The sequence below is a fragment of the Methylocystis sp. MJC1 genome (assembly GCF_026427715.1).
GTDB lineage: Bacteria > Pseudomonadota > Alphaproteobacteria > Rhizobiales > Beijerinckiaceae > Methylocystis.
Map to the genome: position 1 here is coordinate 2,015,155 of NZ_CP107558.1, position 18,315 is coordinate 2,033,469.

Sequence of the window (18,315 nt, forward strand, 5' to 3'; positions counted from 1 at the left end):
TGTAGGTCGCCGTTGCTTTTGATCTTCGCACGCATGCGGGAGCTACTTCCTAAGCGTTGCAACCGCCTACAACAAAACGCAGAGTAAGATTTCAGAATACGGAGCTTTCAGATCCGACGTAGTAAGACAACGGCTCAAAAATCGAGATGATAAGATGATAGTTCGTTGCGAAGAACCTGCTGACGTTTCTGCAATTCGAAAGATTGTGGAATCTGCTTTTCCCACGCCCGCCGAAGCACGGTTGGTCGAGCAGCTCCGGTCGGATGGCGATGCCGTTATCTCAATGGTCGCTGTCGAGTCCGGGATCGTCGTAGGACACGTCATGTTGTCAAAAATGGACGCCCCGTTCCGTGCGCTAGGTCTTGGGCCAGTTGCCGTCGCCCCCGATCGACAGCGTAAAGGGACTGGCGGTTCGTTAGTCCGTTCAGCCTTGAAGGAGGCTGAAAAGGAAGGATGGCAGGGTATTTTCGTGCTTGGCGATCCAGAGCTGTATCAAAAGTTTGGCTTTGACGCCGCCCTCGCAAGTGGCTTCACCTCTCCCTATGCGGGGCCGCACCTCATGGCTCTGTCATTCAATAGGCCCTTGCCCGTTGCGACTGGCATAATCGATTACGCGCCGGCCTTTGCGGCGCTTGGTTAAACAAAGTCGTATGTCGCATCACCGCCATTATCGAACGATTCCGCAAGGCCCGTTTTGGCGCGAAGCAGCCAGGCTCGATGGTCCGCTCGTTCACCCATAGCGGACCCGAACCTGTGCAGCCTCCATTCTAAAGTGTGTGCGCCACACCGTCAGCCGTCTCGACCCTGATGTCGGCGTAACGGCACGCGCCCCGGCGGCGCTGGAACGGCGTGATCGCCAACAGCCATATATGGCTGATCGCTTTCGCTGGCCCGCCGATATGGGCGGCGTAGTCAGACGCGACGTCCCGCTCCCTCTCGCGCCACGATCCGAGGCCGGTGGCGCCGGAGTCGACGATCATATGAGTTTCGACCGCATTCCAGCCGGGAAGCGGGCAACGGAAGACCTTGCCGGTCGGCAGCGCGGCGCTCCAGATATAGGTGAGGTCCTGCCCGTCCTCGAATTTCACGCCAATGGAGAGATAGTCATGAACAGGAGCCTGATCCTCCGGGACGGCGGACGGCAGTTGGTCGATCTTCCAGCGCCAGCCGAGCTTTGGACGCGATGCGAGAGGAAGCGACAGCGGCCGCTCGATAATCGACGCGCCTCCCGCGCTCTCACAGACGATCTCGCCATTCGCGTCCCGAATGAAGCTCTCCTCGCCGCCGCCGAACAAGAAGAGGTCGGACCAGCCTTCCGGCAGCCTGCGGTTGCGCCGCAGGCGCGCCAGCTCTACCGCCAGGAGACCGTCGACGTCGCCATGGGCCGCGAGGCTCGCAAGACCCGTGGCGGCCTCTCCGCGCCACAGCAGCGCGACGCCGGTGATTGTCACGTCGTCCCTGGCGTAGACGTCTTCTGGAATGGTCAGGCGGCCGTCCTCGTCGGCGCCCAGCGTAGCCAGTCGGGCCACCTCGATGGGGCCGTCGTGCAAAGCGGTCATGGCGCCCGTGTCGACGCCCGGGCTGTAGATCGGTCGTTTGCCGCGTGTGCGGGCGTGGAATCCGAGGCCGGGACGAAACCAGAGGTCGTGTTGTCGGGAGAGCCACCAGCGCCCGGTGACAAGAAAGGTGATTTGCTGGCCTTTGACAGCCTCGAGGCCAAGATCGATCCAAGGCAGATCGGGGCCATTGATTTGGAACAGTCGATAGCCCGCGAGCTCGGGCGAATGCGCCCGGGCGATCAGGTCTTCGACGCCCTTTTTGAAATCCGCCGGAGCCGGGTCGCTCTGCTCAGCGGCGAAGATGGCGTTCGAGGCGGCCGTGACGGGCAAGGCCACGCCGAGCGCCGTGGCGCGCCGCAATATGTCGCGCCGTGAAAAAGCGCCGCGCGCGTTCGCGGCATAAGAAAGATTGAGACAATAAAGGCACATACGCTTCCTCCTTGATCACGCGCAAGCGCTCTGCGGTCAGGCGTTCGTGATCGGGAAGCCTAATGTTATGCTTGCGCCGAAAATCCGCATGCCTTGGCGTGCCGAAATCGAGCTTTCTACGGCGCGTGAGGGCAATCGATGCGACGAACGGGATATACGCGCGCGAGCACGCTCGGGCCGATCGCCGGCGTCGTCATGGAGAACGGCGGCTCGATCGAGCGGGTCTTTCGCCGCGCCGAACTTCCCATCCGCTTGTTGGAGTCGCCCGACACCCTTCTGCCGCTGCGCGACCATTTTCGGCTGCTTGCGACCGCGTCTCGTGAGCTGCGCGACGAGGCTTTCGCTGCCCGCCTCGGTCGCCAAACGTCAATCGCGGGCCTTGGGGTCTACGGCAAATGGGTCACACAGGCGCCCACCTTATTCGAAGCGATCCACCGCTCGGGAACAAGTCTGCCGCACATGATGCAGAGTGCGACGCGACTTGCCGTCCGACGATATGGCGACGAGGTCCACTGGTCCTATGAATTGGCCGACCCCGCCACGGACGGAAGGCCTCAAAATGAGATGCTCGCGCTGTGGTACATGATTGTCATGATCCGCCATTTCGCCGGCGCGGGCTGGTTACCAAGCCGCATCATGGTCGGCGGCCTGCCCGTAAACGCGCGGCGTTCCATTGATGCGCAGATGGGCGTCGATACAGTGATCCGTGACCTGCCCGGCACGATCGTCTTCGATCAACGGCTGCTCATGGCGGTCAACCCGCATCTCAGTGCGGATCAAGGCCTCGACGCCGACGAACTCGCGCGCATTTTCGACATACCGGCTCCCGACGACCTGCCCGGCAACGTCGGGGCCCTGATCGATCTGGAGCTTCTCGACGGTCGTCCTGACCTTTCGCGCATCAGCCGCGCCTTCGAAAGTTGGAGTGGCGTAGCGCCCGGGCGATGGCGCAAATTAGCGAAATCCGACCGATAAAGGCAGCCAAATAGGTGAGATTTGAAACTAGAGCCTCTCACCGCGCTCCGTGCGTTGAAGCGCGTCTTCTGCGAACGCAGGCTCGTTCTTAAGCGGCCCTACCTTTCCTGCCATTTCCCGCTTGAACAGCTCACTTGGGGCTGTCATTCCCCGCGGGCTGAAAGCCCGACCGGGAATCCAGAGCCACAAGAGCGCTGGTTCGGTTCTGGATTCCCGATCGCTCGCTTTGCGAGCGTCGGGAATGACAACGAACCGATCGAGCAGATTTCGTATCATTCCGTCGGAACGTGCGAAAATCGAGCGCCTTCTAGGCGCTCATCTCGAATTTCCTCACCTCGGCGAGCGCATCAGCCGGATGTCGAGATCATTGACCTTCTTCCTCAGCGTATTGCGGTTCAACCCGAGAAGCTCCGCCGCCTTGATCTGATTGCCGCGCGTCGCCGCCAGCGCCGCGGAGATCAAGGGGATTTCGATCTCGCGAATGACGCGGTGATAAAGCCCGGGCGGCGGCAATCCGTCGCCATAATCGCGGAAGAGCTTGGCGAGATGCTGCTCGACGGAGGTCGAGAGCGTCTGGCCGTTCTCCAGCTCCTTCGTCGGCGCCGCGCCGGGCGCGGACGGCTTTTCCGCAGTCGTCTGCCGCAACTCGTGATCGAGCTCCGCTTCGACGAGCGGGTCGGAGATCACTTCCTGCGGATGCAGCGCGGCGAGGCGGCGGATGAGATTTTCCAGCTCGCGAATATTGCCGGGCCAGCGGTATTTCTTCATCCGGTCGAGCGCCGCCTGCTCGATATATTTCTGCGGCAGGCCTTCGCTCGCCGCCACTTTGAAAAAGTGGTGGACGAGATCGGGAATATCCTCCGTGCGTTCGCGCAGCGGCGGCAGGCGCAGCGGCACGACGTTGAGGCGGAAATACAAGTCCTCGCGGAAAAGGCCCTGCTGGATCAGGCCGCGCAAATCCTTGTTCGTCGCCGCGATGATGCGGACATTGGTCTTGATCGGCGTGCGGCCGCCGACCGTCGTATATTCGCCCTGCTGCAGCACGCGCAGCAGACGCGTCTGCGCCTCCATCGGCATGTCGCCGATTTCATCGAGGAAGAGCGTGCCGCCCTCGGCCTGCTCGAAACGGCCGGCCGAGCGCTGGTTCGCGCCGGTGAAGGCGCCCTTCTCATGGCCGAACAGCTCGCTCTCGATCAGGTCGCGCGGAATCGCCGCCATATTCACCGCGACGAAGGGGCCTTTCTTGCGCTTGCCGTAATCATGCAGCGCGCGCGCGACCAGCTCCTTGCCCGTGCCGGACTCGCCGTTGATCATGACCGTCAGATCTGTCTGCATCAGCCGCGCGAGCGAACGATAGATCTCCTGCATCGCCGGAGAGCGCCCGACGAGCGGCATGCCCTCCATTTCTTCCGGCGCGGGCTCCTCGCCGCCCTTGCGCGGCTCGGCCATGGCGCGGCCGACGATGCCGACAAGCTCCTTCAGATCGAAGGGCTTGGGCAGATAATCATAGGCGCCCCTTTCAGACGCGCGGATCGCCGTCATGAAAGTGTTTTGCGCGCTCATCACGATGATGGGCAATTCCGGCCGCAGCTTCTTGATGCGCGGCAGAAGCTCGAAAGCGTTTTCGTCGGGCATCACCACGTCGGTGACAACGAGATCGCCCTCGCCCGATTGCACCCAGCGCCATAACGTCGCCGCCGTGCCGGTGGTGCGCACCTCATAGCCGGCGCGCGAGAGCGCCTGGGCGACGACGGTACGGATCGCGGCGTCGTCGTCGGCGACAAGAATTTCGCCTCTCGTCATCAGACCAGTCTCCCCCGCTGGCGAAACGTCATGAACGGGCTGCCTCTCTCTTCTCCGATGATTTGGCGCGATACATGGGCATCAGAATTCGGAAGGTCGTACGTCGGGGAAGGGATTCGCATTCAATAACGCCGCCGTGGTCGTTGACGATCTTCGCCACCAAAGCAAGACCCAGGCCAGTCCCGGAAGACTTCGTGGTGACAAAGGGGTCGAAGAGATGCGCGGCGATATCGTCGGGCACGCCCGGGCCATTGTCGCGCACGCAGAATTCGAGCGGCAGGCCGACGGGGCTGCGCGCGCCCATGGCGCGCAGGCTTACCCCCGGGCGGAACGCCGTGGAAAGCTCGATCTCGCCGTCGACCGCGTCGAGCCCGATCGCCTCGGCGGCGTTCTTCACGAGATTGAGAAAGGCTTGCACGAGCTGGTCGCGATTGGCGTAGACCGGCGGCAGCGACGGATCGTAATTCTCGACAAATCTGATGCGCCGGGCGAAGCCGCTCTGCGCCACCTGCTTCACGTGATCGAGCACCGAATGAATATTGACGCGCTCACGCTTCAGGGGCCGCGCGTCGGAGAAGACCTCCATGCGGTCGACCAGCCGCACAATGCGGTCGGTCTCCTCGCAGATCAGCCGTGTCAGCGCCCGGTCCTGGTCCGAGAGGCCGCTCTCCAGCAATTGTGCGGCGCCGCGAATACCAGACAGAGGATTTTTGATTTCATGGGCCAGCATGGAGGCGAGCCCGGAAACTGAGCGCACAGCGCCGCGATGGCTTAGCTGCCTGTCTATTTTATCGGCAATTGTACGTTCTTGCAGCACAACCAGAACCAGACCATCCTGCTCCGGAAGCGGCGCGCAATGGACATCCACGCGGCGGTCGCCGTCCTGCCCCGGCCGGCCCAGATCGACCTTATATTCGTTGATCGCCGCGCCGCGGTCCTGAACATGCTGGACAAGCGTGAGGAGCGGCGAGCCAAAGGGCAGCAGCCGCTCGAGTTTCTGGCCGATGAGCAAAGGCTTGCCGAGCTCGAAGAAGCTTTCGGCGGCGGCGTTGGCGTCCTCGATCACCCCCTCGCGCGAGACGGTGAGAATGACGCTCGGCAACGCCTCGAGCACGCAGCTGCGGCCGCGCTCGTCGATGATCTTGAGCGGGGTAAACTCGCCGCGCCGGGGGTCGTCGCGTCTGGGGCGATCCGAAAGGCTCATGCGGCGACCTCTTGTCCCTCTGTAAAAGTGGCGTCGATCAGCCGAAAGGCCTCCGACGCGCAATTGGCGGTGACGAGCGCGTGGCGCAGCGCCGCGACCTCGGCGCAAGCGGCGCCGAAAGCCTCGTCGACATAGGCGGCGAGATGTTTGCGCGCATGGCGCAGGCCCGCCTCCGCGCCCATTTGCGTGAGAAGCCCATCGAGATGCTCGCGCGCGAGCGCGCTGCGCTCGGCGGGCGAAGGCTCGGCGCGACGCCGCCCGGCGCCAAGATAATGAGCAATATCGCCGACGAGCCAGGGCCGCCCCTGCGCGGCGCGGCCGACCATCACCGCATCGGCGCCGGATAATCTCAGCATTTCCGCGGCGTCCTCGACCGAGCCGCAATCGCCATTGGCGATCACCGGGATCGAAACGGCTTGCTTGACCGGAGCGACCGCCGCCCAATCGGCGCGGCCTTTGTAGAATTGCTGTCGTGTGCGTCCATGGACGGTGATCAGCGCGGCGCCCTCCCGCTCGGCGCGGCGCGCCAGCTCCGGCGAATTGCGCGAGGCGTCGTCCCAGCCGAGCCGCATCTTCACGCTCAGCGGAACGCGGATGGCCGCGCGCGCCGCCGCGATGAGGGCCGAGGCCTGGTCGAGGTCGCGCATCAGCGCCGCGCCGGCGAGACCGCCGGTCACCCGCTTGCAGGGGCAGCCCATATTGATGTCGACCCAATCGGCGCCCGCTTCTTCAGCATGGCGTGCGGCGATGGCGATCTCCTGCGGGTCGCGCGCCGCGATCTGGATCACGCGCGGCGCCGTATTTGTATCGCTGGAAGATGCGAGCCGCAGCGCGGTCTCGCGGTCGCCTCGCGCGACGCCGGCCGCCGTAATCATCTCGCTCACGGTCGCGCTGGCGCCATAGCGTTCGGCAATGCGGCGCATGGCTGGATCCGTGACGCCTGCCATAGGCGCAAGAAAAGCGCGCCCTGACAGACGGATTGCCCCGATCCGCAGCGCCTCTCGCTCGGGTTCAAAGCCCAATTTTTTGGCAGCAGTCATCTTGCCTATACCATAAGCAGCCAGCTTCGCAGTTGCAACATAGCATTTCGCCGCATTTTCGCACATTTGACGCGATGCAGGAAAAGCGACACAGGAGCGGCATGGTTGCTGAAACGGAAATCTCTATCCTCGTCGTCGCGGGGGGACGCGGTTCGCGCGCCGGCGAAGGCATGCCCAAACAATACCGACGGCTTGCCGACAAGACCGTGCTGGCACGCACGCTGGAGGCGATGGGCGCCAGCGCGCCGGGCGCGCGCCTGAAGGCTGTTATCCACCCGGACGACCGCGCGCTTTATGCGCAAAGCGTCGCCGAATTGAGCGACGCGGCGCGCGCCGCCGTCTCGGAGCCTGCGCTCGGCGGCGCCACAAGGCAGGAGAGCGTGCGCAACGGGCTCGAAGCCGTCGCCCGAGAGAGCGCGCCGCAGATTGTGCTGATCCACGACGCCGCCCGGCCCTTCGCCGATCCCGCGCTCATCGCCCGCGCGATTGCGGCGGCGCGCGCCCATGGCGCGGCCGTCCCCGGCGTGCCGCTCAACGACACGGTAAAGGAGATCGACGCGGCTGGCTTCGTGGTCGCGACGCCCGACCGCGCGAGGCTGCGCGCCGTGCAGACGCCGCAGTCTTTCCGCTTCCCGCTCATTCTGGCGGCGCATCGCGCGGCCGCCGCGGCCGATCGCGAATACACCGACGACGCCATGATCGCGGAAGCCGCCGGCCACGCCGTGCATGTCTTTCCCGGCGATCTCGCCAATTTCAAGCTCACGACGCCAGAGGATTTCGCACGCGCCATGGATCAGATCAAAGCCGCAGCTCCCCAATCAGATGATTTAACAAATGTTAGAACAATAAATGTTCTAACGGACGTTAGAACAGGCCAAGGCTATGACGTCCATGCTTTCGCCGAGGGCGACCAGGTCTGGCTCGGCGGCGTGTCGATCCCCCATAGCCATTCCCTCGCCGGCCATTCCGACGCCGACGTGCTGATGCACGCCATCACCGACGCGGTTCTCGGGGCGATAGCCGAAGGCGATATCGGTGCGCATTTCCCGCCCTCCGATTCCCAGTGGAAAGGCGCGGCCTCGAAAATCTTCCTCGAACATGCCTGCAAGCTCGTCCGCGCGCGCGGCGGCATGATCGCCCATATCGACGCGACGGTAGTCTGCGAGGCGCCGAAGGTCGGCCCGCATCGCGACGCCATCCGCGCGAGCCTCGCAGAAATCATGGAGCTGGATATCGGCCGCGTGGCGATCAAAGCGACGACGACCGAAAAGCTCGGGTTTACCGGGCGTCGCGAGGGGATTGCGGCGCTGGCGATCGCGACGGTGCGGCTGCCGGAGTAGCGGGGCGTGCGTTGGCGGCTCGAGCGGCAGCCGCCGACGCCGAGGCCAACGCCTGGGCAGCCTTCTGTGACGCGCGCTGCCGGGCGCAACTTCCTGTCGTAATTCTCCGGCTGAGGAAACGAGTCATACCATTTCCGATTGAACGGCTCGCATTGAGGAATGTCATTCCCGCCGGGCTGAAAGCCCGATCGGGAATCCAGAGCCATAGTAGCTAGTGTTGCTCTGGATTCCCGATCGCTTACTATGCGAGCGTCGGGAATGACACCGAACCAATCAAGCGGATATCGTATCAGAGTGACGAACTCTTCCCCGGCTGGAGCGTTTCAACGAGCCGATGACATGGTGACATTCACCACGTTTCCAAGAAATTGCAGACTTTTTTGCGCGGCGTGCGCATGAACGCTTTGGGGCACGATTGGAGTAAAACTGCGCATTTTTTGAGGGCCATTTTTCATGCTCGCGAGCACCAAGGCCGTCGTTTCCGCCTTCCCCGCCACACGCATCGATTGGGTCGATTACGCCAAGGGCTGGTGCATCATCCTCGTTGTGATGATGCATTCGACGCTGGGCGTCGAGCAGGCGCTCAGCCAGCAGAGCTGGCTTCATGGCTTCATCGACTGGGCGCGGCCCTTCCGCATGCCCGATTTTTTTCTCGTCGCGGGTCTCTTTCTCTCGCGAACGATCGACAAGCCCTGGGCCGACTATCTTGACCGCAAGGTCCTGCACTTCGCCTATTTCTTCATGCTTTGGACGTTGATCCAGGGCGCGCCCAAACTGCTGCTCGCGGGCGGCGATCCCTTGTCGATTGTGGGTGATCTTGCTTTCGCAATGATCGAACCCTTCGGCACGCTGTGGTTCATCTATCTGCTGCCGATCTTCTTCGTGACCACCAAGCTCCTGCGCCGCGCGCCGCCCTGGGCTGTGCTGGCCGCCGCCGGCGCGCTGCAAATGACGGACGTCGTCACACATTCAATCGTTATCGACGAATTCGCCGCCCGTTACGTCTACTTCTATGCAGGCTATTTTTATGCGGCGCGTATTTTCGCCTTTGCTGAAGCTGCGCGCGCGAAGCTGCGCCGGACCATCCCGGCGCTGATCATCTGGGGCGCCGCCAACGAATTTGCTGTGCGATACGGCTATTCGGGTCTCCCCGGAGTCTCGCTTCTTCTCGGCTTCGCTGGCGCGGGGGCCGTCGTCGCTTTCTCGGCGCTGCTCGCGGAAATCCGCGCTCTGCCCCAATTGGCTTGGCTGGGCGCGCGTTCGATCGTCGTCTATCTGGCCTTCTTCCTGCCGATGGCCGCCACCCGCATCGCCCTTCTAAAGACCGGCCTCATTGCGGATGGGGGCGTAATCGCGCTGACCGTCACAGCCGTCGCGGTCTGGGTTCCAATAATTGTTAGAACATTGACACAGGCGACTCCGTTCGAATGGTTGTTCGAACGTCCTGCGTTTTTCAGGACGGGCGGCGCACGCGTCGTTCCGGTTCGCGCGCCGGAAGACTCGCAGGCCGCGTCGGAGGCGCGTCGATATGGGTGAGCTGGCCCGCATGCATGTGAGCCGCATGCGGGCGCCCTCTTTCGCCGCGCGCCTTGACAACCGCCGAACGCCGTCGCGTTAAGAGAGGCCGGGACAAGCCCGGCTTGTCGAGGCCGCCGATGATCCGCGTCACCCCTTTCATTTCGCTGGACGACTCCGAGATTTCTCTGGAGTTTCTGCGCGCCTCCGGCCCCGGGGGGCAAAATGTCCAGAAGGTCGAGAGCGCCGTGCGGCTTCGGTTCGACGTTTGGCGGTCACCAAACCTTCCTGAACCGGTAAGACTGCGTCTGGCCCGCCTCGCCGGCTCCAGGCTCACCAAAGAGGGCGAGCTCATCATCGAGGCGCAACGCCATCGCACGCAGGAGCGCAACCGCGCCGACGCGCTGGAGCGGCTGATCGACCTCATCCGCGAGGCCGCCGTCCCGCCGCCGCCCCCAAGGCGCAAGACCAAGCCGACGCTCGGCTCGAAGATGCGGCGCCTCGAAGGCAAGAAGCTGCGCGGCGACGTGAAAGCCATGCGCGCGAAACCGGGGCAGGATTGAGAGATGGATATTACCTATAACGTAAAAGCTATTACGCTTGTCGTAAAAGCTAAAGAACGCGGACATCGTGTGGCGACGGCAGAATCCTGCACGGGCGGCCTCGTCTCGGCCGCGATCACCGACGTCCCCGGCGCGTCCGACGTCTTCGAACGAGGCTTCGTCACCTATTCCAACGACGCCAAGACAGACATGCTTCGCGTGCCCGAAGCCCTTCTTGCCGCCCATGGCGCCGTCAGCGCCGAAACGGCGCAAGCCATGGCGAAAGGCGCGCTGGAGCGTTCGTTAGCGGATATCGCCGTAGCCATCACCGGCATCGCCGGTCCCGGCGGCGGCTCGGCGCAAAAACCGGTCGGCCTCGTGCATTTCGCCTGCGCCAGGCGCGGGGGCGACATCGTGCTTCTGGAACGGCGCTTCGGCCCCCTCTCCCGGCGCGATATCCGCCAGGCCGCGGTCGATCAGGCGCTCGACCTCATGATCGCGGCGCTCAGCAGTTAGCTGCGACAGAAAAACACTATCTGCGCCCGTAGATGGCGTCTGCCCGGCTCACGAAGGCGTCGGCATATTTCTGAAACGCCTTGTCGAACATGGCGCCCATCAGAAGCCCGAGCGCGATGCTCTTGAACTCATAGGCGATGAAAAACTCCACGGTGGAGCGCGGCCGCCCATCCGGCCCCGGCGCGTCGTCGCGGAAGGACCAGCGGTTGTCCAGCTTGCGGAAAGGGCCGTCGATATAGGCGACCCTCACCTCCAGCTTGTTGGAATCACAAGTTACCCGGCTCGTGTAGCGCTCGCAGACAGCCTTGAAGCCGGCCTGCATTTCCGCAACGAGCTCGATGACCCCGGGGGCGATCTCGCTGCGCCGGCGCACCTTCATGCCCTCGCAGAGCGGCACGAATTTCGGATAGGAGTCGACATCGCAGACGAGCGCAAACATATCTGCGGCGCTGTGTGACACATGGCGGCGAGTGCGAAAGCTTTTCATGAGGCTCGGCTTTTAAGCCATTTCCCCGCCCGATGGAAAGCCGTCGCCCAAGCGCCTCTCGCGCCATCGACGGAAAAGGTCTAGCCTACCCTTGTTGTAGCGGGGAAAAATCATGGCGGATAAGTCCAGCTTCACGGCCGACCAGTGGGACAGGATCATTCAGGCGCCTCTTTTAGCCGGATTCGCCATCAGCGCCGCCGATCCGAACGGCTTTATCGGCGCGCTGCAGGAAGGCATGGCCAGCGCCCAGGCTCTAGCAGCCGCAAAAACAGACGGCGGCTCGGATGAATTGATCAAAGCCGTTGTGGACGACCTTCTCACGCCCGAAGGCCGGACCTCCGCCCGCGAAGGGATCAGGAAGATCATTCAGGGCGTAGAGCTCAACGAGATCAAGATCCGGGCCTTGGAGGAATTGCGCAGCACGGCCAAAATCCTCGACGCCACCGCGCCGTTGGAGGCCCGGCCATTCAAGAACTGGCTCAGCCAGATTGCGTGGTTTGTCGCCGAAGCCAGCGCCGAGGGCGGGTTTCTCGGTTTTGGCGGAGAGAAAATCAGCGCCGCCGAGCGGGCGACGCTGGCCGAGATCGCTGCGGCGCTCGGCGCCTAGCCCAAGGACGCCGCAAGCACGCGTCACTTCGGCGATCCATGCCGCTTCCAGGGGTTACATGACGCGCCTTACGCGAGCGCTCGAGAGTCCCGGCGGAGGGCGCTTCTCTTAGGCGCCAAGCGCGCCGCGGGGTCACTCAGGAAAGGTTGCTGGAAACTTTTGCGAAGGTTCCTGACATTCTCGCCCCCGTAATCCTGAGCGCCGCGATAATGGCCACGCTGATCAAGGAAGCGATGACGCCATATTCAATGGCGGTCGCCCCGGATTCGTCGTCCGAAAAACTTCTGATCAATCTCGACATTTGCTAGCTCCATCCTAGCATCTTTCGGCCACGTCATCGGCCGTACGCGTAACGATTAAGCTCGGAAAAATTCAATGGAGGGTTAATTTTAGGCGCAACAGGACGGTGCGGACATAGCTCTCGAAACTCTAACGAGAGGACGCCCTGCGCAGCTTTTCGAAATCTTCCCCGGCATGATGGGACGAGCGGGTCAGCGGCGAGGAGGCCACATAGGCGAAGCCCTTGGCGAGCGCGATCGCTTTATAGGCCTCGAATTCTTCCGGCGTGACGAACCGGTCGATGGGATGATGCTTTCGCGTCGGCTGGAGATATTGGCCGAGCGTCAGAAAATCGACGTCGGCGCTCCGCATGTCATCCATGACCTGCATGACCTCGTTGCGGGTCTCGCCGAGGCCGAGCATCAGGCCCGACTTGGTGAAAAGCTTCGGCTCGATCTCCTTGGCGCGCTGGAGCAGCCGCAGGGAATGGAAGTAGCGGGCGCCCGGCCGCACCGTGACATAGAGCGACGGCACGGTCTCGAGATTATGGTTGAAGACGTCCGGACCAGCCACCACAACTCGCTCGAGCGCCGCTTCCTTGCGCAGGAAATCGGGCGTCAGAACCTCGATCGTGGTTCTGTGACAGGCCGCGCGGATCGCTTCTATGGTGTGGGCGAAATGTTCGGCCCCGCCGTCGGGAAGATCGTCGCGATCGACTGAGGTGACGACGACATGGGAGAGCCCCAGGGCCTTGGTCGCCTCCGCCACCCTGCCCGGCTCGCCCGGATCGAGCGGCGCGGGCAAGCCAGTCGCGACGTTACAGAAGGCGCAGGCGCGGGTGCAGACCTCGCCCATGATCATGAAAGTGGCATGCTTCTTCTCCCAGCACTCGCCGATATTGGGACAGGCCGCCTCCTGGCAGACCGTGGTGAGGCCGGCCCCCTTCAATAGCGCGTTGGTCTCTCCCCAGGCGGCGGAGCCAGGCGCCTTGACGCGGATCCATGGCGGCTTCCTGAGGACCGGCTGATCCGGCCGCGCGGCTTTTTCCGGATGGCGCAGGCCCGCGCCGTCTCGCGCCGCGCTTTTGGACCGAGGGTCGTCGTTGAGCAGGTCGATGGTGGGCACAGGGCGTCTCCCTGCGCCATTATTTACGCATGAGACTGGTGAATAGCAATGTCCTCGCCGGTCTCCGACGGATGGAGCCGGCGCCAAGCATAGGCTAGCCCCAAGGCCCCAATCGCGGCCGCCGCCAGCTCGTCCGCGCTGCCGTGCTCAGCCTGCCCGATCAGGTGGGCGAATTCCGCGCCCGTCCAAGCTCCGCAGACGCCGATCATCGATAGCGCGCTGGACCAGCTCGCCCATCGACGGGGCCGCGAGAGCAGCCAGCCGACCATGGCGCCAATCGCCAAGAAGGTGATGAATTGAACGCAAGCGAAAAGGGCGGAAGCGCTGAACGCCTCGTCGAACGTCGCCCACATAGCCAACCCCAAAGGCTCGCCGCCAAGCCCAGTGGCCCGGCGCTCCTGCGGCCGACGGACCAACGCCCAAAAAGGGTAAAGGTTCCACATCAAGAATGAAAAAAACTGACTAGGAAATTCTTCTTAAAGTGATCAAGCAACAACTTCAGCCACGCAGCGAGAGAAGCGTTCGCGCTCATGTATCACGGAAAGAGACGGCAGTGAGCGGGTGCAGGCGAAGCTGCAAGGACGGCAACGCCCGGACGAATGAGGCGACGTGTGGCCGGCTTCTCAGCCTGGTCAACGCATCGCCTCAGGAGCCCAGACAAAATGTTGCGCCTTAACCTTAAGTTATTATTAGTAGTCACGTAAAAACAGTATGTTGTACTTAATACTAAGCTAAAAGATGAGCTATGCTCTACAGATGCTCGACCTCCAGCACCCCTGGGATTTCACGCAGCGCGCTCGCGACTTCCGCATTGACGGGATAAGAGCCCGGCAGGCGGATTTCTATCTCCTCGGGCGCAACGTCGCGCTTAACGAGGACGGACACCTCGCCTTCGCCTCTGCCGGTAAGTCTGCCTTTAATCCTATCGAGCGGACTTTGGTCGCTGACGACAATCCGCAGGCCCTTCTGCGCGCGGGCCGCGGCGGCGGCCAGGGGCGTGACCGAGACAATTCGGGCGCGCACATCGTCGCCGTCCACGCTCGCTGTCAGCTGCACCAAAACTGCGGCGCCTTTCTCCAGCGCGTCGCGATATTGGTTGAGCGCCTCCTGAAAAAGAATGGCTTCATACTGGCCAGTTGGGTCCGACAATTGGACGATGCCCATCTTCGAGCCAGACTTGGTGCGCCGCTCGGCGCGGTCCAAAACCACCGCGGCAAGGCGATCGGCTTCAGCCCCGCGCTTCACCGCCGCCGAGAATTTGGCCCAGTTCGTTACCCTCAATTTGGGTAGGAGGCCGGCATAGGCGTCGAGCGGGTGGCCGGAGAGGAAAAAGCCCGCCGCCTCATACTCCCGCCGCAGCGTCTCGCCCGCTGGCCACGGCTGGACCTTGGGCAGGACGAGGTCGTCCGCCTCGGCCTCGCCGAAGAGCGCGTTCTGGCCTGCCTTGCGATCCTCGGCGTGGCGGTTGGCGGTGGCGAGCACGCTTTCAGTGGCGGCGAAAGCGCGCGCGCGGTTCGGCTCCAGCTCGTCGAAAGTCCCGCAAGCGGCGAGATTCTCGAGTACCTTCTTGTTGACCTCGCGCGGGTTGAGCCGCCGGGCGACGTCGGAAAGGCTCTTGAAGGGCCGCCCTCCTCGCGAGCGCACGATCGACTCGGCCTGCCCCTCTCCGACCCCTTTGATCGCGGAGAGCGCGTAGCGGATCACCTGCTTGCCGTCCGGAGCGGTCGCGACGTCGAAATCGACGCCCGAGCGCTTGATCGAAGGGGGCTCCACGGCAATGCCGAGGCGTCGGGCCTCGTCGCGAAATTCGGCCAGCTTGTCGGTCTGGCTTTTATCGAAGGTCATGGAGGCGGCGAGGAACTCGGCCGGATAATGCGCCTTGAACCAGGCCGTCTGATAGGCGATCAGCGCGTAAGCGGCGGCGTGCGACTTGTTGAAGCCATAGTCGGCGAATTTCGCCAGCATGTCGAAGATCGTATTGGCGAGCTCCGGCGCCAGCTCCTGCTCGACGGCGCCCTTCACGAAACGCTCCCGCTGGGCGTCCATCTCCGCCTTGATCTTCTTGCCCATGGCGCGGCGCAGCATGTCGGCTTCGCCCAGCGTATAGCCGGAGAGCACCTGGGCGATCTGCATCACCTGCTCCTGATAGATGATGACGCCGAAGGTCTCCTTCAGGATGGGCTCGATCTTGGGGTGGTAGTAGTTCGCCTCTTCGTCGCCGAGCTTCACGGCGCAATAGGTCGGGATATTGGCCATGGGCCCCGGCCGGTAGAGCGCGACGAGGGCGATGATGTCCTCGAAACGGTCGGCGTGCATCTCGACCAGGGCCTTGCGCATGCCCGCGCTTTCCAGCTGGAACACGCCCACGGTCTCGCCGCGGCCCAGCATGGCGTAAGTGTCCTTGTCGTCGAGCGGCACTTTGGCGAGGTCGAAATCCGGGTCGCGGCGGCGCGCCAGCCGGCTCGCCATGGCGAGCACGGTCAGCGTCTTGAGGCCGAGGAAGTCGAATTTGATGAGACCGGCGGGCTCCACCCATTTCATATTGAACTGGGTCGCCGGCATGTCGGACTTCGGGTCACGATAGAGCGGCGCGACCTCATGCAGCGGCCGGTCGCCGATCACGACGCCGGCGGCGTGGGTCGAGGCGTTGGAATAGAGCCCTTCGAGCGCGCTGGCGACCTTGAAGAGCCGCGCCACGCGCTCATCTTCGTCGACTGCCTCGCGCAGCTTTAGCTCCCCGGCGAGCGCCTCGGCGAGGCTCACGGGCTTGGCCGGGTTCTGCGGCACGAGCTTGGCGAGCTTGTCGACCTGCCCAAGCGGCATTTCCAGCACGCGGCCGACGCTGCGCAAAACGCCGCGCGCCAGGAACGAACCGAAGGTGATGATCTGCGCCACCCGGTCCGCGCCATAGCGGTCGCGGACATAGTCGATCACCTCGCCGCGCCGCGTCTGGCAGAAGTCGATGTCGAAGTCCGGCATCGAGACGCGTTCAGGGTTGAGAAAGCGCTCGAAGAAGAGACCAAAGCGGAGCGGGTCGAGGTCGGTGATGGTCAGCGCATAAGCGACGAGCGAGCCCGCGCCAGAGCCGCGCCCCGGCCCCACGGGAATGCCTTGCGACTTGGCGTATTTGATGAAATCGGAGACGATCAGGAAGTAGCCGGGAAAGCCCATCTTCTCGATGGTGCCGAGCTCGAAGTCGAGGCGGTTGAAATATTCCTCCCGCTCATGGCCCGGCGCCGGCCCATGGGCGGCAAGGCGCGCTTCCAGCCCTTCGATCGCCTGGCGACGCAGCTCCTCGGCTTCGACTTCAGTGAGCGGCCGGTCGCCGGGCGCGTCGCGCAGGAAGCGCGGCATGATCGGCTTGCGGGTCTTGGGCCTGTAGGCCGTTCGGCGGGCGATCTCGATTGTGTTGGCGGTCGCCTCTGGAAGGTCGACGAACAGCGCCAGCATTTCGGCGCGCGTCTTGAAATAATGCTCGGGGGTGACGCGACGCCGCTCGGCGACGCTCGTCACCGTGCCCTCGGCGATACAGAGCAGCGCGTCATGGGCCTCGAAGTCGCCGCGCGAGGCGAAATAGGGCTCGTTGGTCGCCACCAGCGGCACGCTCCGGCGGTAGGCGAGGTCGAGAAGTTGAGGTTCGACCTCTGCTTCGGATTGAAGCTTGTGCCGCTGGATTTCGAGATAGAGCCTGTCCTGGAAAAGTTCCTGCAGCGTTTCGAGCCGCGTGCGCGCGAATTCCGGCCGCCCGGCGGCGAACATGCGGTCGAGCGGCCCGTCCGGCCCGCCGGTCAGCGCGATCAGCTCGGCGGCGTCCTCGGCGAGGGCCGCGAGCGAGACATGCGGCTCGTCCCCCTCCTCCGTGTCGAGATAGGCGCGCGAGGCGACGCGCATGAGATTGAGATAGCCGGCTTCGGTCTTGGCCAGGAGCACGATATTGGCGAGCGCCTCGTCCCGCCCCGAGGGGCCGCTCGTCTTGGCGTCGGCGAAATCGACGCGCAATTGCACGCCGGCGATGGGCTGAATGCCCGCTTTGGCCGCTTTTTCGGAAAATTCCAGCGCAGCGAAGAGGTTGTTGGTGTCGGTGACGGCAAGCGCCGGCTGCTCGTCGCGCACGGCGAAGTCGATCAGCTTGCCGATCGTGAGCGCGCCCTCGCGCAGCGAAAAGGCCGTGTGGAGATGGAGATGGACGAAGCCGGCGGAAGTGGCGCTCATGACGAGAGTCTAGCGCTTGCGAAGACGCCCTGAAACCAATGTTTGCGGCCGTCCACAGTGGCTTGGACCGCGCGCCTTCGGGCGCGCTTTTCAAACTGCGCGCCCGAAGGCGCGCGGTCCAAAACGACCAACGCCCGGCCGGGGAAGCTCCCCGCCGGGCGTCTGATACTCTCGCCCCGGACGAAAAGGGGCGCGAAACGGCGTCTTTACTCGGCGGCCGTCGTGAAATTCTTCGTGGCCGTTTCGATCGGCTTGAAGGCTTCCTTGGCGATGGCGCTGTACAACTCGCCGAGCTTGGTCGCCTCGGCGACGAAATCTTCATAGGCGCTCTTGGCGAAGTCCGACTGAAGCGCGAAGGCTTCGTCGATCTTCTTCACCGTGACGAGCTTCTCGGCGAGCAAGCGGCTCTTCTCAAAAGACTTCTTGGAATAGTCCGTCGTCTCGGCGGCGATATTCTGCCAGCCCTTCGTGACGGCCGCCGCGGCGGCGGAGACGGCTTCGAAGTGCTCTTTCCCGAGCTGCTGCACGCTTTCGAAATTGGCCACCATTGGCTTCGTCCTCATAATATGGCGCCGACCAGCCCGACGCCGCCCCCTGGCGGCGCGACCCACGCGCCTGCTGACAGCATAGATATATGCGTTGCACAATTACGCGTCAATTAAAATGTTGCATTGCAAAATTG

Annotated in this window: 17 protein-coding genes; 7 read left to right on the top strand and 10 right to left on the bottom strand. The window is 63.5% G+C overall.

Going from position 1 to position 18,315, the window contains the following annotated elements:
- The first annotated feature begins 154 nt into the window (after positions 1–154).
- On the top strand, positions 155–640 hold the full coding sequence (locus OGR47_RS09745) for a GNAT family N-acetyltransferase (RefSeq protein ID WP_165048568.1): 486 nt from the start codon (positions 155–157) through the stop codon (positions 638–640).
- A gap of 127 nt (positions 641–767) precedes the next feature.
- On the opposite strand, the gene OGR47_RS09750 is transcribed toward OGR47_RS09745, so the two are convergent.
- Entirely contained in the window at positions 768–1,988 is a 1,221-nt protein-coding gene (locus tag OGR47_RS09750) for a DUF3047 domain-containing protein (protein ID WP_165048571.1), read from the bottom strand.
- 138 nt (positions 1,989–2,126) lie between these two features.
- Here OGR47_RS09750 and OGR47_RS09755 point away from each other — a divergent pair, with 138 nt between their 5' ends.
- Positions 2,127–2,963 carry an AraC family transcriptional regulator ligand-binding domain-containing protein gene (locus OGR47_RS09755; protein ID WP_165048573.1) on the top strand — a complete coding sequence of 279 codons (837 nt, stop codon included), beginning with the start codon at positions 2,127–2,129 and terminating at the stop codon, positions 2,961–2,963.
- Between the two features lie 330 nt (positions 2,964–3,293).
- Here the strand turns inward: OGR47_RS09755 and ntrC are convergent, their stop codons facing one another.
- Genes ntrC through dusB form a run of 3 tightly spaced genes read right to left on the bottom strand, consistent with a single transcriptional unit; the run spans position 3,294 to position 7,076 of the window.
- The gene (ntrC, locus tag OGR47_RS09760; protein WP_165048576.1) at positions 3,294–4,766 is read right to left on the bottom strand and encodes a nitrogen regulation protein NR(I); all 1,473 of its coding nucleotides are present in this window, start codon (positions 4,764–4,766) and stop codon (positions 3,294–3,296) included.
- A gap of 28 nt (positions 4,767–4,794) precedes the next feature.
- Positions 4,795–5,970, bottom strand: coding sequence for a two-component system sensor histidine kinase NtrB (locus OGR47_RS09765; RefSeq protein WP_165048578.1), 1,176 nt, complete (start codon positions 5,968–5,970; stop codon positions 4,795–4,797).
- Complete coding sequence (gene dusB / locus OGR47_RS09770) at positions 5,967–7,076, bottom strand: tRNA dihydrouridine synthase DusB (protein ID WP_371824421.1); 1,110 nt, start codon at positions 7,074–7,076, stop codon at positions 5,967–5,969. Before dusB ends, OGR47_RS09765 begins: the two co-directional genes overlap by 4 nt.
- A gap of 35 nt (positions 7,077–7,111) precedes the next feature.
- On the opposite strand from dusB, the gene OGR47_RS09775 reads away from it, so the two are divergent.
- From OGR47_RS09775 to OGR47_RS09790, 4 genes are all read left to right on the top strand, one after another.
- Positions 7,112–8,350, top strand: a complete 1,239-nt coding sequence (locus tag OGR47_RS09775) for a bifunctional 2-C-methyl-D-erythritol 4-phosphate cytidylyltransferase/2-C-methyl-D-erythritol 2,4-cyclodiphosphate synthase (protein ID WP_165048582.1) — start codon at positions 7,112–7,114, stop codon at positions 8,348–8,350.
- Positions 8,351–8,803: 453 nt separating this feature from the next.
- A complete protein-coding gene (locus OGR47_RS09780) occupies positions 8,804–9,886 on the top strand; it encodes an acyltransferase family protein (protein WP_165048584.1) in 1,083 nt (360 codons plus the stop codon).
- A 119-nt stretch (positions 9,887–10,005) separates the two neighbouring features.
- A complete protein-coding gene (gene arfB / locus OGR47_RS09785; protein WP_165048586.1) occupies positions 10,006–10,428 on the top strand; it encodes an alternative ribosome rescue aminoacyl-tRNA hydrolase ArfB in 423 nt (140 codons plus the stop codon).
- A 3-nt stretch (positions 10,429–10,431) separates the two neighbouring features.
- A complete protein-coding gene (locus tag OGR47_RS09790; RefSeq protein WP_165048588.1) occupies positions 10,432–10,923 on the top strand; it encodes a CinA family protein in 492 nt (163 codons plus the stop codon).
- Between the two features lie 16 nt (positions 10,924–10,939).
- Here the strand turns inward: OGR47_RS09790 and OGR47_RS09795 are convergent, their stop codons facing one another.
- The gene (locus OGR47_RS09795) at positions 10,940–11,410 is read right to left on the bottom strand and encodes a type II toxin-antitoxin system RatA family toxin (RefSeq protein WP_165048590.1); all 471 of its coding nucleotides are present in this window, start codon (positions 11,408–11,410) and stop codon (positions 10,940–10,942) included.
- 112 nt (positions 11,411–11,522) lie between these two features.
- Between OGR47_RS09795 and OGR47_RS09800 the strand changes: the two genes are divergently transcribed.
- Positions 11,523–12,017 (top strand): hypothetical protein, encoded by a 495-nt coding sequence (locus OGR47_RS09800; RefSeq protein WP_165048592.1) that lies wholly within the window; start codon positions 11,523–11,525, stop codon positions 12,015–12,017.
- Between the two features lie 136 nt (positions 12,018–12,153).
- On the opposite strand, the gene OGR47_RS09805 is transcribed toward OGR47_RS09800, so the two are convergent.
- From OGR47_RS09805 to OGR47_RS09825, 5 genes are all read right to left on the bottom strand, one after another.
- On the bottom strand, positions 12,154–12,318 hold the full coding sequence (locus OGR47_RS09805) for a Flp family type IVb pilin (protein ID WP_165048594.1): 165 nt from the start codon (positions 12,316–12,318) through the stop codon (positions 12,154–12,156).
- Between the two features lie 128 nt (positions 12,319–12,446).
- On the bottom strand, positions 12,447–13,412 hold the full coding sequence (gene lipA / locus OGR47_RS09810) for a lipoyl synthase (protein WP_246729560.1): 966 nt from the start codon (positions 13,410–13,412) through the stop codon (positions 12,447–12,449).
- Positions 13,413–13,444: 32 nt separating this feature from the next.
- Complete coding sequence (locus tag OGR47_RS09815) at positions 13,445–13,774, bottom strand: hypothetical protein (protein WP_165048613.1); 330 nt, start codon at positions 13,772–13,774, stop codon at positions 13,445–13,447.
- A 397-nt stretch (positions 13,775–14,171) separates the two neighbouring features.
- Positions 14,172–17,633, bottom strand: coding sequence for a DNA polymerase III subunit alpha (gene dnaE, locus OGR47_RS09820; RefSeq protein ID WP_165048616.1), 3,462 nt, complete (start codon positions 17,631–17,633; stop codon positions 14,172–14,174).
- A gap of 206 nt (positions 17,634–17,839) precedes the next feature.
- Positions 17,840–18,181, bottom strand: a complete 342-nt coding sequence (locus OGR47_RS09825; RefSeq protein ID WP_165049159.1) for a phasin family protein — start codon at positions 18,179–18,181, stop codon at positions 17,840–17,842.
- Positions 18,182–18,315 lie beyond the last annotated feature (134 nt).